At 69.6% G+C, this 14,259-nt stretch carries 13 protein-coding genes; 10 read left to right on the top strand and 3 right to left on the bottom strand.

Annotated elements, in window-relative coordinates:
* Positions 1–15 precede the first annotated feature (15 nt).
* The 5 genes from ACTXG6_RS03905 (at position 16) to ACTXG6_RS03885 (ending at position 3,455) form a co-directional block, all read left to right on the top strand.
* Positions 16–141 (top strand): hypothetical protein, encoded by a 126-nt coding sequence (locus ACTXG6_RS03905; RefSeq protein WP_445186386.1) that lies wholly within the window; start codon positions 16–18, stop codon positions 139–141.
* A 169-nt stretch (positions 142–310) separates the two neighbouring features.
* Positions 311–1,219, top strand: a complete 909-nt coding sequence (locus ACTXG6_RS03900; RefSeq protein WP_445186385.1) for a Rossmann-like and DUF2520 domain-containing protein — start codon at positions 311–313, stop codon at positions 1,217–1,219.
* Positions 1,216–2,100: a pantoate--beta-alanine ligase gene (gene panC, locus ACTXG6_RS03895; RefSeq protein ID WP_445186384.1), complete on the top strand. Its 885-nt coding sequence runs from the start codon at positions 1,216–1,218 to the stop codon at positions 2,098–2,100. The genes ACTXG6_RS03900 and panC overlap by 4 nt, the downstream gene beginning before the upstream one ends.
* The gene (gene panD / locus ACTXG6_RS03890; RefSeq protein ID WP_445186383.1) at positions 2,097–2,534 is read left to right on the top strand and encodes an aspartate 1-decarboxylase; all 438 of its coding nucleotides are present in this window, start codon (positions 2,097–2,099) and stop codon (positions 2,532–2,534) included. Before panC ends, panD begins: the two co-directional genes overlap by 4 nt.
* 12 nt (positions 2,535–2,546) lie before the next feature.
* Positions 2,547–3,455 (top strand): type III pantothenate kinase, encoded by a 909-nt coding sequence (locus tag ACTXG6_RS03885; protein ID WP_445186382.1) that lies wholly within the window; start codon positions 2,547–2,549, stop codon positions 3,453–3,455.
* Here the strand turns inward: ACTXG6_RS03885 and ACTXG6_RS03880 are convergent.
* On the bottom strand, positions 3,350–4,141 hold the full coding sequence (locus ACTXG6_RS03880; protein WP_445186381.1) for a class I SAM-dependent methyltransferase: 792 nt from the start codon (positions 4,139–4,141) through the stop codon (positions 3,350–3,352). The two genes, ACTXG6_RS03885 and ACTXG6_RS03880, sit on opposite strands and share 106 nt — an antisense overlap.
* Positions 4,142–4,182: 41 nt before the next feature.
* Between ACTXG6_RS03880 and lysS the strand changes: the two genes are divergently transcribed.
* From lysS to ACTXG6_RS03865, 3 genes are all read left to right on the top strand, one after another.
* Positions 4,183–5,703, top strand: coding sequence for a lysine--tRNA ligase (lysS, locus tag ACTXG6_RS03875; RefSeq protein WP_445186380.1), 1,521 nt, complete (start codon positions 4,183–4,185; stop codon positions 5,701–5,703).
* Between the two features lie 138 nt (positions 5,704–5,841).
* Positions 5,842–6,189: a histone-like nucleoid-structuring protein Lsr2 gene (locus ACTXG6_RS03870; protein ID WP_445186379.1), complete on the top strand. Its 348-nt coding sequence runs from the start codon at positions 5,842–5,844 to the stop codon at positions 6,187–6,189.
* 290 nt (positions 6,190–6,479) lie between these two features.
* Complete coding sequence (locus tag ACTXG6_RS03865; protein WP_445186378.1) at positions 6,480–9,020, top strand: ATP-dependent Clp protease ATP-binding subunit; 2,541 nt, start codon at positions 6,480–6,482, stop codon at positions 9,018–9,020.
* Positions 9,021–9,305: 285 nt separating this feature from the next.
* Here ACTXG6_RS03865 and ACTXG6_RS03860 read toward each other — a convergent pair whose 3' ends face one another.
* Positions 9,306–10,214 (bottom strand): type IV toxin-antitoxin system AbiEi family antitoxin domain-containing protein, encoded by a 909-nt coding sequence (locus ACTXG6_RS03860; protein WP_445186377.1) that lies wholly within the window; start codon positions 10,212–10,214, stop codon positions 9,306–9,308.
* Between the two features lie 218 nt (positions 10,215–10,432).
* Entirely contained in the window at positions 10,433–12,022 is a 1,590-nt protein-coding gene (locus ACTXG6_RS03855) for a GAF domain-containing protein (RefSeq protein ID WP_445186376.1), read from the bottom strand.
* Between the two features lie 252 nt (positions 12,023–12,274).
* On the opposite strand from ACTXG6_RS03855, the gene exaC reads away from it, so the two are divergent.
* Both exaC and ACTXG6_RS03845 read left to right on the top strand, forming a co-directional pair.
* A complete protein-coding gene (gene exaC, locus ACTXG6_RS03850; RefSeq protein ID WP_445186375.1) occupies positions 12,275–13,798 on the top strand; it encodes an acetaldehyde dehydrogenase ExaC in 1,524 nt (507 codons plus the stop codon).
* A gap of 50 nt (positions 13,799–13,848) precedes the next feature.
* Positions 13,849–14,232, top strand: coding sequence for a DUF779 domain-containing protein (locus ACTXG6_RS03845; RefSeq protein WP_445189901.1), 384 nt, complete (start codon positions 13,849–13,851; stop codon positions 14,230–14,232).
* Positions 14,233–14,259 lie beyond the last annotated feature (27 nt).

Genomic DNA, 14,259 nt, shown 5'->3' with positions numbered 1-14,259 from the left:
CCTTGATCACCAGAGGTGGTTGAGCTGATTCGGTCCTGCCAGGGGGTGGCCTCCGACCTGGCCGCCCGGCCGGTGACCGGGCGCCGCCCGGCGGGTGACCGGGGCTGCCCGGCCGGTGATCGGGCGCTGCCCGGCGGATGATCGGGCACTGCCCGGGGGATGACCGGGCACCGTTCGGGTCGTGAAGCCGGTCACCCCGGCTGGCGCGCGCGAGGTGCGCCGCTCTACGGTTTCGGCGCCGGCCTGGCAAGGATGCCCGGCCAACGTCTGGTACCCGCCACGCGGGACTGGAACGAGCGGAGAGATCTGAGTGCACGCGTCCGGGAGCGGAGCGGCTCGACCGGCCAGGTTGGCCGTCGGGGTCGTGTCCGCGGGTCGAGTAGGTGCGGTGCTCGGCGCCGCGTTGGCCGCCGCCGGCCACCAGGTGGTCGCGGCGTCCGGGGTCTCCCGCTCGTCGGTGAGCCGGGCCGCCGCCCTCCTGCCCGATGTCCCACTACTGCCACCCGACGAGGTGGTGCAGCGCGTCGACCTGGTGCTGCTCGCGGTGCCGGACGACGTACTGCCCGGCCTGGTCCGCGGCCTGGCAACCGCCGGTTGCTTCCGGCCGGGGCAGATTGTGGCGCACACCTCAGGCGCGCACGGGGTGGCCGTGCTGGCCCCGGCCGCCGAGTACGAGGTGCTGCCGCTCGCGCTGCACCCCGTGATGACGTTCACCGGCCGCACCGAGGACGTGCAGCGGCTGGCCGCCTGCTCGGTGGGCGTCACCGCGCCCGCCGACGACGAGGTGGCGTGGAGCGTCGGCGAGGCGCTCGTGGTGGAGATGGGCGCGGAACCGATCCGGGTGCCGGAGGCGGTCCGCCCGCTCTATCACGCGGCGCTGGCGCACGGGGCGAACCACCTGGTCACGCTCGTCCGGGACAGCGTGGACATCCTCGAGCGCGCCGGTATCCGGCCGGCCGAGCGACTGATCGCCCCACTGCTGTCCGCCGCGCTGGACAACGCACTGCGGCACGGCGACCGTGCGCTCACCGGTCCGGTGGCCAGGGGTGACGTCGGCACCCTGCGCAAACACCTGCACGAGCTGTCCGAGCACGCCCCCGAGGTCACCGCGAGCTACCGCGCACTGGCCGAGCGCACCGCGGAGCGCGCGCAGGCCGCCGGTCTGCTCCGCCGCCACGACGCCCAGGAAGTGCACACCGCACTGGAGGACAGCCCGTGAAGCCCTACACCGCCGGCCAGCTCACCGTGCACGGGGAGCCGGCCCGGTTCACCGAGCTGAGCGGCACGCTACGGGCGGCCGGGCGCAAGGTGGCCCTGGTGCCGACGATGGGCGCGCTGCACGACGGCCACCTGGAGCTGGTCCGGCACGCCCGCCGCGCGCCCGGTGCCACCGTGGTGGCGGTGTCGATCTTCGTCAACCCGCTGCAGTTCGGCCCCGGCGAGGACCTGGACCGCTACCCGCGCACCCTGGAAGCCGACCTGGACAAGTGCCGGGCGGCGGGCGTCGAGCTGGTCTTCACGCCGACCGCGACCGCCATGTACGGCGAGAACGCGCAGGTCACCGTCCATCCCGGCCCGCTCGGTGACGAGCTGGAGGGCGCCGTGCGGCCGGGTCACTTCGGCGGCGTGCTCACCGTGGTGACCAAGCTGTTCGGCATCGTCCGCCCACAATTGGCCTACTTCGGCGAGAAGGACTACCAGCAGCTGGTGCTGGTACGCCGGATGTCCCGCGAGCTCAACCTCGGCGTCGATGTGATCGGGGTGCCGACGGTCCGCGAGCCGGACGGGCTGGCGCTGTCCTCGCGCAATGTCTACCTCAGCCCGGAGGAGCGCAAGCGGGCCGTCACGCTGTCCGCCGCGCTGTCCGCCGGCAAGCATGCCGCCGTGGGTGGCGGTGACGCCGTGCTGGAGGCCGCCGAGAAGGTGCTGGCCACCGAGCCGGAGATCGCCGTGGACTACCTGGCGCTGCGTGACCCGGAGCTCGGGCCGGCACCGGAGCGCGGCCAGGCCCGGTTGCTGATCGCCGCGCGGCTGGGCAAGACCCGACTCATCGACAACATGGCGCTCAACCTCGGCCAGCCGACCAGGAGCTACGCATGACGTTCACCAGGACGATGCTCAAGTCCAAGATCCACCGGGCGACCGTGACCCAGGCCGACCTGCATTACGTCGGCTCGGTGACCGTGGACGAGGACCTGATGGACGCGGCCGACCTGCTCTCCGGCGAACAGGTGACGATCGTGGACATCACCAACGGGGCGCGGCTGGAGACCTACGTGATCGCCGGCGACCGGGGCACCGGTGTGATCGGCATCAACGGCGCCGCCGCGCACCTGGTGCACCCCGGTGACCTGGTCATCCTCATCTCCTACGCGGCGATGGACGACGCCACGGCGCGGGCCTACCAGCCTCGCATTGTGTTCGTGGACAGCTCGGACGGCCGGCCCAACCGGATCGCCGACCTGGGCGCCGACCCCGGGCACGCCCCGGCCGGCTCCGGCCTGCTCTCCGGCGCACTCGTCGCCGGCGTGTAGCGCGGCCTCGCCGTGCTGCTCTGCGTCGACGTCGGCAACACCCAGATCGCGCTCGGGCTCTACGCCACCGATGCGGAGCAGCCGGGTGCCGACCTGGAGTCCACTGTCCGCCCACCGCTGCTGCGGCAGTGGCGGATGCGCACCGACCCCCGGATCACCGCCGACGAGCTGGAGGTGGCGATCAACGCCATGCTCGGCTCGCTGACCGAGCGGATCACCGGGGTGGCGGCGCTGTCCACCGTCCCGCCGGTACTGCGTGAGCTGCGCCTCCTCGCCGATCGCCGGCCGCAGCAGATGCCGATGTTGATCGTCGAGCCGAGGGTGCGCACCGGGGTGCCGATCCTGGTGGACAACCCCAAGGAGGTCGGCGCCGACCGGGTGGTGAACACGCTCGCCGCGCACCGGTTGTTCGGAACCGCCTGCGTGGTCGTCGACTTCGGCACCTCGACCAACATCGACGTGGTGTCCACCCGGGGCGAGTTCCTCGGCGGCGCGCTGGCACCCGGCATCGAGATCTCGATGGACGCGCTCACCGCGCGGGCCGCCCAGCTGACCACCGTCGAACTGGTCCGGCCGCGCTCGGCGATCGGCAAGAACACCGTCGAGTGCCTGCAGGCGGGCATTCTGTTCGGCTTCACCGGGCAGGTGGACGGGCTGGTGCGGCGGATCCTGGTGGAGTTGGGCACCGACTACAAGATCGACCCGGCGACCGTGACCGTGCTGGCCACCGGGGGGCTCGCGCCGCTGATCGTCGACGAGTCGGAGACCATCACCGAGCACGTCCCCGACCTCACCCTGCTCGGGCTGCGGCTGGTCTACCTGCGTTCGGCCAGCCGGACGGCGCGGAACACCGCGGTGCGCAGCGGCAGCTCGAACGAACCGCCCGCCCCGGTGCCCAGCTCCGGGCGGCTGGCCAGGTAGGCCCGGATCCGGTCGTACACCGCCGCGCGTTCCTCCGGGCTGCTCAGCAGCGCCCAGGAGTGGGTGCCGAGGACGTCGATCAGCCCGTCCGTGGTCAGCTGCCGGGAATGGCTGAACTCCGCGTGCTCGGACTTGCTGAACTTGCCCAGTGTCGGCAGGTCGGCCCGGCTGCCGCCGCTCGGTACGCCGGGCACCTGCCGGTCCTCCGACGCCGCCTCGTGGTAGCCGCGCACCCAGTCCACCGAGTCGTCGTCGTAGTTCCACAGCGCGGCCAGCACGCCGCCGGGCCGCAGCACCCGGGCGATCTCGGCGCCGGCCCGGTCCGCGTCGAACCAGTGGAACGCCTGGCCGACCAGCACCGCGTCCACGGAGGCGCCTGGCAGCGGGATGTCCTCGGCGGTGCCGGCCAGCGCGGTCACCCCGGGCAGCTCGGCGTGCAGCACCGCGAGCATCTCGGGATCCGGTTCGACGGCGGTGACCTGCGACGAGCGGTGCACCAGGGACGCCGTCAGCTTGCCGGTGCCGGCGGCCAGGTCGAGAAGCCGGGGGTTCGGGCTCCCGGCGAGCGGGGCGAGCGCCCAGTCCAGTGCGGTGTCCGGGTAGTTCGGCCGGTGGGCCGCGTAGGCCTGGGCGACGGCGCCGAAGGTGCGTCCCCGGGGCAGTGGTGGGTCCTCGTGATCGGCCATGCGCCGACGTTACGTGGTTGACCGCTCGGTACCGTCTTGGAGTGACGAAAGAAGGGCCTGGTAACGGGCCGAACGACGGTACCAACGATGCAGAGCTGCCGGAGCAGATCCGAGTCCGACGGGCCAAGCGCGCCGCCATGGTCGAGGGTGGGCACGATCCCTACCCCGTGGTGTTGCCGCGCACCCGCACGCTCGGTGAGGTGCGTGCGGCGCACCAGGACCTCCCGGCGGACACCTCGACCGGCGATGTGGTCGGCGTGGCCGGGCGGGTGGTCTTCCTGCGCAACACCGGCAAGCTGTGCTTCGCCACATTGCGTGCCGGCGATGGCACCGAGCTGCAGGCAATGCTGAGCGTGGCCAGCGTGGGAACGGACGAGTTGGCCCGCTGGAAGGCTCAGGTCGACCTCGGTGACCACGTATTCGTGCATGGTGAGGTCATCACCTCGCGCCGGGGAGAACTGTCTGTCCTTGCCGATGAATGGGCGATGGCCGCGAAGTCGGTCCGCCCGTTGCCGGTTGCGCACAAGGAGTTGTCCGAAGAGACCAGGGTCCGGCAGCGATATGTCGATCTCATCATGCGCCCACAGGCGCGTGAGACGGTACAGATGAGAGCCGACGTCATGCGGACCTTACGGCAGGTCTTGTACGGTGCCGGATTCACCGAAGTCGAGACTCCGATGTTGCAGCTGTTGCATGGTGGGGCAACGGCACGTCCCTTTGTGACGCACTCGAACGCGCTGGACATCGATCTCTACCTGCGGATCGCGCCGGAGCTCTACCTCAAGCGCGCGGTCGTCGGCGGTATCGAGCGGGTCTTCGAGATCAACAGAAACTTCCGCAACGAGGGTATTGACTCCACACACTCGCCGGAGTTTGCGATGCTGGAAGCGTATGAGGCTTACGGCAGCTACGACACGATCGCCGAACTCACCCAGTTGCTGGTTACCTCCAGTGCGCAGGCCGTGTACGGATCGACCGTCGTGCGTCACTCGGACGGGAGTGAGCACGACCTGGGTGGCAAGTGGCGAGAGGTCACGCTGCACGAGGCGGTTTCCGAGGTGCTCGGCGAGCAGGTAACCCTGGACACTCCGGTGGATGTGTTGCGCGGCTATGCCGACTCGCACGAGGTTCCGCTCAAGGACAATGCCTCAGCTGGTGAGATCGCCCTCGAACTGTTCGAGAAGCTCGTCGAGCACACCTTGATCGAACCGACTTTCGTCCGTGACTATCCGGTTGAGGTCCGGCCGCTGACCAGGCAGCATCGGGATGACCCCCGACTGGCCGAGGCATGGGACCTGTTCGTCTTCGGCGTCGAGCTGGCCACCGGATACTCCGAGCTCGTTGATCCGGTTGTGCAGCGGGAACGGCTCGAGGCGCAGTCCAGGATGGCCGCCGCCGGTGACGAGGAGGCCATGCAGGTCGACGAGGACTTCCTCCGTGCCCTTGAATACGGAATGCCGCCGAGCGGCGGCATGGGAATGGGGATCGACCGACTGCTGATGACGCTCACAGGCCTCGGTATCCGGGAGACGATACTTTTTCCACTGGTCCGTCCAGAATGATGTGTGCCTCAGCAGGTCGGCTCGACATAGCGATGTGAATGGGTCTAATCTTGCTTCGAGACTCAGCGGCTCCCGTACTTCACCGGCCGCGTCCGCCTGCCGCGCTTATCGCAGAAAAGTCACTGGAGGGTTGCCAAAGTGGCACAGAAGGTCACCGTTTCGCTGATTGACGACCTGGACGGCGACAAGGCCGACGAGACCGTTGAGTTCGGGATCGACGGCAAGAGCTATGAGATCGACCTGTCCAGCAGCAATGCGGACAAGCTGCGTGACGCGCTGGCCTCTTTTGTCGCGGCGGCCCGTCGGCCCGGCGGCCGGCGCCGCTCCGGTGGTGGCGCGGCGGCTTCGGCGGCGGCCCGGCGGCCCTCGGTCGACCGGGAGCAGAACCAGGCGATTCGGGACTGGGCGCGCAAGCGCGGCATGAAGGTCTCCGACCGCGGTCGCATTCCGGCGGACGTGCTCGAGGCATACCACCAGGAGAACTGACCCGGGCCGAGGCGGCGGCCCCGTGGTTTCGGGGCTCCTGGGGCTCGGGTACCGGCCGCCGATGGTGCTCTCTGAGTTGATCCATACGCCCGATCGGGGATGTTCGCGCAGAGCGAATACTCTTGGGTTGCCCCATGGAATGTCGGGTCGTGACAATCCGTTGGACCCCGTTGTGCGGGTTGCAACCGTGCGTACGAAGCGACGACGCCGGTTCGGCCGATACAGTGGACCCACGGTGCCGACGCGCCCCGAGATGCGGGTCGGCACAGCTCAGCAGTCAGGGAGTGCACATGTTCGAGAGGTTTACCGACCGCGCACGGCGGGTGGTCGTCCTGGCCCAAGAAGAGGCCCGGATGCTCAACCACAACTACATCGGCACCGAGCACATCCTGCTGGGCCTGATCCACGAGGGTGAAGGCGTCGCGGCGAAGGCGTTGGAGTCGCTCGGTATCGCCCTGGAGGGGGTTCGCCAGCAGGTCGAGGAGATCATCGGCCAGGGGCAGCAGGCCCCCAGCGGACACATCCCCTTCACGCCGAGGGCGAAGAAGGTGCTCGAGCTGTCCCTGCGCGAGGCGCTGCAGCTGGGGCACAACTACATCGGTACCGAGCACATCCTGCTCGGGCTGATCCGCGAGGGCGAGGGCGTCGCGGCGCAGGTGCTGGTCAAGCTCGGTGCTGACCTGAACCGGGTGCGCCAGCAGGTGCTGCAGCTGCTGTCGGGTTACCAGGGCAAGGAGCCGGCCGAGGGCGCTTCCGGCGGCCGCGGTGAAGGCACCCCGTCCAGCTCGCTGGTGCTCGACCAGTTCGGGCGCAACCTGACCCAGTCGGCCCGCGAGGGCAAGCTCGATCCGGTCATCGGCCGGGAGAAGGAAATCGAGCGGGTCATGCAGGTGCTGTCGCGGCGCACCAAGAACAACCCGGTCCTCATCGGCGAGCCCGGCGTCGGCAAGACGGCCGTCGTGGAGGGGCTGGCCCAGATGGTGGTCAAGGGCGAGGTGCCCGAGACCCTGAAGGACAAGCAGCTCTACACGCTGGACCTCGGGTCGCTCGTCGCCGGGTCGCGCTACCGGGGTGACTTCGAGGAGCGCCTCAAGAAGGTGCTCAAGGAGATCCGCACCAGGGGCGACATCATCCTGTTCATCGACGAGATCCACACCCTGGTGGGTGCGGGTGCCGCCGAGGGCGCGATCGACGCCGCGTCCATCCTGAAGCCGATGCTGGCGCGGGGTGAGCTGCAGACGATCGGCGCCACCACGCTCGACGAGTACCGCAAGTACGTCGAGAAGGACCCGGCCCTGGAGCGCCGCTTCCAGCCGATCCAGGTCGGCGAGCCGAGCGTCACACACACCATCGAGATCCTGAAGGGTCTGCGCGACCGGTACGAGGCGCACCACCGGGTCACGATCACCGACCCGGCCCTGGTGGCCGCCGCGACCCTCGCGGACCGCTACATCAACGACCGCTTCCTGCCGGACAAGGCGATCGACCTGATCGACGAGGCCGGCGCCCGGATGCGGATCCGCCGGATGACCGCACCGCCGGACCTGCGCGAGTTCGACGAGAAGATCGCCAATGTCCGCCGGGACAAGGAGTCGGCGATCGACGCGCAGGACTTCGAACGGGCCGCGCACCTGCGCGACTCCGAGAAGCAGCTGCTCGGCCAGAAGTCCGAGCGGGAGAAGCAGTGGAAGTCCGGTGACCTGGACGTGGTCGCTGAGGTCGACGACGAGCAGATCGCCGAGGTCCTCGCCAACTGGACCGGCATCCCGGTGTTCAAGCTGACCGAGGAGGAGACCTCCCGGCTGCTGCGCATGGAGGACGAGCTCCACAAGCGCATCATCGGTCAGGAGGAGGCCGTCAAGTCGGTCTCACAGGCCATCCGGCGTACCCGGGCCGGCCTGAAGGACCCGAAGCGCCCGTCCGGCTCGTTCATCTTCGCCGGCCCGTCCGGTGTGGGTAAGACCGAGCTGTCCAAGGCGCTGGCGAACTTCCTGTTCGGCGAGGACGACGCGCTCATCCAGATCGACATGGGTGAGTTCCACGACCGCTACACCGCCTCTCGGCTCTTCGGTGCCCCTCCCGGGTACGTGGGTTACGAGGAGGGTGGCCAGCTGACCGAGAAGGTGCGGCGCAAGCCGTTCTCGGTGGTGCTGTTCGACGAGATCGAGAAGGCGCACCAGGAGATCTACAACACCCTGTTGCAGGTGCTCGAGGACGGCCGGCTGACCGATGGCCAGGGCCGCACGGTGGACTTCAAGAACACCGTGATCATCTTCACCTCGAACCTCGGCACGCAGGACATCTCCAAGGCGGTCGGGCTCGGTTTCGCGCAGGGCAACGACGAGGCGTCGAACTACGAGCGGATGAAGACGAAGGTCAACGACGAGCTGAAGAAGCACTTCAGGCCGGAGTTCCTCAACCGCATTGACGACATCGTGGTGTTCCACCAGCTCACCGAGCCGCAGATCGTGGCCATGGTCGACCTGATGATCACCCGCGTCGAGGCGCAGCTGAAGAACAAGGACATGGCGATCGAGCTCACGCCGGACGCGCGCAAGCTGCTCGCCCGTCGCGGGTTCGACCCGGTGCTGGGGGCGCGGCCGCTGCGCCGCACGATCCAGCGCGAGATCGAGGACCAGCTGTCGGAGAAGATCCTGTTCGGCGAGGTCGAGGCCGGTCAGATCGTCATCATCGACGTGGAGAACTTCGACCCCGACGACACCACCCGGACCGCGCAGGACCAGGCCAAGTTCACCTTCCGGGGCGAGCCGAAGCCGAAGGTCAGCGTGCCGGACGCCGTCCCGGCCGGGCTCGGCGAGGAGACGTCCTAGTCACGTAGGCAGTGGTTCGATGGCGGGGCCGGCGCTGACGCGCCGGCCCCGCCGCCGTCTTTGTACCCGCCGGCACAGACCCAGTGGCGCCCGCACCCACCGTGCACGCTCTGTGCGGCCGGTACCAGGTCTGTGCGGGCCGGTGGTTCCGGCTGGCCGCCGCCGCACAGCATGGTGACCGCTCTACCCGCTGGCACAGACCCGGTGATGGCCGCGCAGACCGTGCACGCTCTGTGCGGCCGGTACCAGGTCTGTGCGAGCCCCGCTCCGCGACCGGGGCGGGGGTCAGGCGAGTGCACGGTCGAGGCGGGCGGCGATCGGGGCGAACTTCGCTAGGTCGTCCCACGTCCAGCGGATCACCGTGAGTCCCTGGGCGCGGAGATCGTCTTCCCTCAGCTTCTCCGCGAACACCACCTCGCCCGGATCCCGATCGCCGATGATGGTGCGGCCGTACTTGAGCCGGCCGTCGAACTCACCGACTACCCCGTCATCCGGCCAGCCGAAGTCGACCCGCCCGACCAGTCGTCCGCCGGCTGCCCGCACGTCCCACTGCAACACCGGCTCCGGCAGCCCGGCGTTGGCGATTGCGAGACGGCTGCGTGACTCCCCGACGCTCTCCGAGCGGCCGTCGGCGAACGCGACCACCCGCCGGGCCCGGGGGCAGCCCGGCCAGCCCTTGCACCGGGCGAGCGCCTCTTCCAGGTCCTCGGAGGTGAGCAGGCCGAGCGCCAGCGCGGCGTCCGCGGTCACCACGCCCGACTCGAAAGGAGCCGACCGCGCCAGATCGACGACGGTACGGGCAACCGATGTGATCGGCAGGCCGTCGGCGGTGGTGATGTCGGCTCGTCGGAGGGGGGCGGTCCGCAGGTGCAGCCTCGGATCACGACGGCCGCCGGAACGACGCGCTCGGGTCACCTGCACCCTGCTCAGCGGCATCCGCCAGGTCGGCAGGCCGTGCAGCAGGGCGGCTGAGGTGTGACTGACCACGGCCCCGGTGGCGAGTTCGGTCATCGCGGCGCGCACCTGCAGCCGATGTCGGCCGTCGGGGTCGTCGGGTTCGGGACTGGCCAGGTAGACGCCGCGACGCACCGAGGTCAGCTCACCGGCGCGGCGCATGCGGGCCAACTCGTGGTCGGTGAATCCGGCGGCGAGCAGCTGGGGTCGACGGTACATCGTGATGGGCTCAGGGTGCATACGTCCGAGCGTCCCGGCCTCTCACGACCAGCGTGCTGAGCTCGCGCCCGACCTGTGGACAACCGCCATACCTGTGGACAACCGGTCTCCAGGCAGCGTTTCCGGGCTCGCACAGACCCGGTGCCGTCCGCGCAGACCTTGCAGGCTCTGTGCGGCCCACACGGGGTCTGTGCGAGCCGAACGAAGCGCGCCCTTGGTTCCCCGACGGGGGCGAGTGGTTAGCGGGAGAGGCGTTCGGACCTGGCTGACATCGCGGCGTGGCGGGGATCCGACGGGGGGAGCGCGTGGGTGAGCCGCTCGGCCAGCTCCACGTCGTCCGCACCGGAGGGCGTGTCGGCGAGCAGCCACATCGCCTCGATGTCGCCCTGATCGAGGACCGCCCGGCGCAGGGTCGCGGCCAGCAGCTCGCGTTCCTCGATCACCGCCGGCGCCTCCGACCCGGGTCGCAACTCGCCGCGGTAGGCGGCGGCGGCCGCCCGCACCTGCCCGGCGCGCAGCGACTCGCGCACGGTGAGCCAGTCGGCCACCAGCTCGGCGTGCAGCCGGTACGGCCCGGAGCGGACCACCGCGGCGCCGAGCTGGACCCGGAGCCGGTGTATCTCGGCGCGGGCGGTCACCGGGTTGCCCCGCTCGCCGTACACCCCGGTGGCCAGCTGCTCGGCACTCACCCCGGACGGGTTCAGCGCGAGCAGGGTGAGCATGTCCGCGTGCCGCTGGGTGAGTCGTACCCGTCGGCCGTTCAGCTCGGCGGTGGGCGCGTGGCCGAGGAAGCGCAGCCTGAGGTGGGCAGCCGTGGCAGTTGCGGCGGTGCCGGGAACGGCGGTGCCGGGAACGGCGGTGGCCGAAAGGGAGGTGGCCGAAAGGGAGGTGGCCGAAACGGCGGTGGCCGAAACCGCGGAGGCCGACGCCGGAGCGGGCCGACCGGAACGCAACAGGAAGCCCTCGGCCAGCGGTTCCAGGTACGCCTCCCGGCCATCCGGCAGGGTCAGCGTGCCGCCGGCGGTGCTGGGCAGGACCAGCCGCGGCACCGGCAGCCAGTCGTGCGGCTCGCTGGCCAGTACCCGACCGGACGGGGCGACCAGTGCGCCGTACTCGCCGCGCAGCGCCGCCAGCTGGGGCGCCCAGCGCGTCCGCAGCGCCTCGTCGCGCGACTGCATCCGGTTCCGCAGGTGCGACTCGGCGAGCTTGGCGGCGGCGCCGACCAGGGCCATCGTGGACGGGTGAAAGCTGCGCACCGGCCCGGTCACGTCGACCACGCCGACGATCCGACCGGTGTCCGGGTCGTGCACCGGGCTCGCCGCGCAGGTCCATGAGTGGTAGGCGCGAACCAGGTGCTCGGCGGAGTGGATCTGCACCGAGACGTCCTCGGCGATCGCCGTACCCATCGCGTTGGTGCCGATGGAGTCCTCGGACCACCGGGTGCCTTCGATCAGCCCGACCTTGTCCGCGCGGCGCAGCACGTCGCTCTGGCCCTCGCGCCACAGGATGTGTCCCTGCGCGTCGGTCACGATCATCATGTGCATCGCCTCGTCGGCGATCGCGACCAGTGTCTCGCGCAGCAGCGGCAGCGTCTCGGCCAGCGGGTGCTCGGCGCGGAGCTCGCTCATCTCGCCGCGCTCGAAGATCGTGGGGGGCCCGGTACCGCGTTCGGGGTCGACCCGTGCGGCCAGCGACCGCCGCCAGGACTCGGACACCACCTGGCGCGGTTGTTGGGGCGCGGGGGTACCGCTGAGCACGGCCTCCCGGATCCGGGCGAGCAGCCGAGCTCGCGCGACCGGATCCGTGGCCCGCGTCGTCGGTAGGCCCATCCGTGACGTCCCTCCTCGGCGACCGCGAAACGCCGCCGAGTTCGACTTCCCATTCTGCGCGGGCGCCCTGAGTGAGGCAACCCTCCGACAGGGCAGTTGACGCGGCCCGATCGGGCCGTTGACGCGGCCCGATCGGGCCGTTGACGCCGAATCCGCGGCTGGGGTTGCAACGCCGCTGCAACCCCCTAGTGCCTAGCGTCACAGCCACAGCAACACGGTCGGAAGCAAGTCGCGAATTGAGAGAGGACGATCATGGCCAAGTACGCGGCCCCCGGTCAGCCGGACAGTGTCGTTTCGTTCAAGCCCCGGTACGACCACTTCATCGGCGGCGACTACGTGGCCCCGGTCAAGGGCCAGTACTTCGAGAACCCGACCCCGATCACCGGTGAGACGTTCACCGAGGTGGCCCGGGGTACCGCCGAGGACGTCGAGGCCGCGCTGGACGCCGCGGAGGGCGCCGCGCCGTCCTGGGGCAAGACCTCGGTCACCGAGCGCGCCAACATCCTGAACAAGATGGCCGACCGTATCGAGGCGAACCTCGAGAAGATCGCCATCGCGGAGAGCTGGGAGAACGGCAAGGCCTGCCGCGAGACCCTGGCCGCCGACATCCCGCTGGCCGTCGACCACCTGCGCTACTTCGCCGGCGCGATCCGCGCGCAGGAAGGCAACATCTCGCAGATCGACGAAGACACCGTCGCCTACCACTTCCACGAGCCGCTCGGCGTGGTCGGGCAGATCATCCCGTGGAACTTCCCGATCCTGATGGCGATCTGGAAGCTGGCGCCCGCGCTGGCCGCCGGCAACGCCGTGGTGCTCAAGGCCGCCGAGCAGACCCCGGCGTCGATCCACGTGCTGATGGACGTGGTCGCCGACCTGCTTCCGCCCGGCGTGCTGAACATCGTCAACGGCTTCGGCGTCGAGGCCGGCAAGCCGCTGGCCAGCAACAAGCGCATTCGCAAGATCGCCTTCACCGGTGAGACCACGACCGGCCGGCTGATCATGCAGTATGCCTCGGAGAACCTGATCCCGGTTACTCTGGAACTGGGCGGCAAGAGCCCCAACGTGTTCTTCGACGACGTTGCCAGCCAGCAGGACGCCTTCTACGACAAGGCCCTCGAGGGCTTCGCGATGTTCGCGCTGAACCAGGGCGAGGTCTGCACCTGCCCGTCCCGCGCGCTCATCCAGGGCGGCATGTACAACGACTTCCTGGCCCAGGCCGTCAAGCGCACCGAGCAGATCAAGATGGGCCACCCGCTGGACACCGAGACGATGATGGGAGCGCAGGCGTCCAACGACCAGTTCGAGAAGATCCTGTCCTACATCGACATCGGTCGGCAGGAGGGCGCGAAGGTCCTCACCGGCGGTGAGCGGGCCGACCTCGGCGGCGAGTTGTCCGGCGGCTACTACATCCAGCCGACGATCTTCGAGGGCAACAACTCGATGCGCATCTTCCAGGAGGAGATCTTCGGGCCGGTCGTCTCGGTGGCCCGGTTCACCGATTACGACGACGCCATCAAGACGGCCAACGACACGCTCTATGGCCTCGGTGCGGCGGTCTGGTCCCGGGACGGCAACACCGCCTACCGGGCCGGGCGCGACATCCAGGCCGGCCGGGTGTGGGTGAACAACTACCACTCCTACCCGGCGCACGCGGCATTCGGCGGCTACAAGCAGTCCGGTGTCGGTCGGGAGAACCACAAGATGATGCTGGACCACTACCAGCAGACGAAGAACCTGCTGGTCAGCTACTCGCAGAACGCACAGGGCTTCTTCTGATGAGCAGTGCTCCCGAGGCGGCCGCCGCCCCGGAGCCGCCGGTGCCCGAGATGCCGGGTTCGGGGACGGCCCGGGTCGCGCTGACCCCGGCCGCCGCCGACTGGCTGGTGAAGCTGACCGAGATCCACGGTCCGCTGATGTTCCACCAGTCCGGCGGATGTTGTGACGGCAGCTCGCCGATGTGTTATCCGGACGGTGACTTCAAGATCGGCGGATCGGATATACATCTCGGCGACCTGGCTGTGGAAGGGTTGGCGCCGATCGGGTTCTACATGTCGCGCTCGCAGTTCGAGTACTGGAAGCACACCCATCTGACGGTGGATGTGGTGAAGGGCCGGGGCAGCGGGTTCTCGGTCGAGGCGCCGGAGGGCGTGCGGTTCATGATCCGATCCCGGCTGTTCAGCGACGAGGAGTCAGCGGCGCTGAACGGCTGAGGAGTTCCCCGTGAGTGGCGAGTGGTC

This window comes from Pseudonocardia sp. Cha107L01, assembly GCF_052566575.1.
Note: the sequence above shows the minus strand (reverse complement) of the source record. Positions and strands in the feature narration are given on the sequence as shown.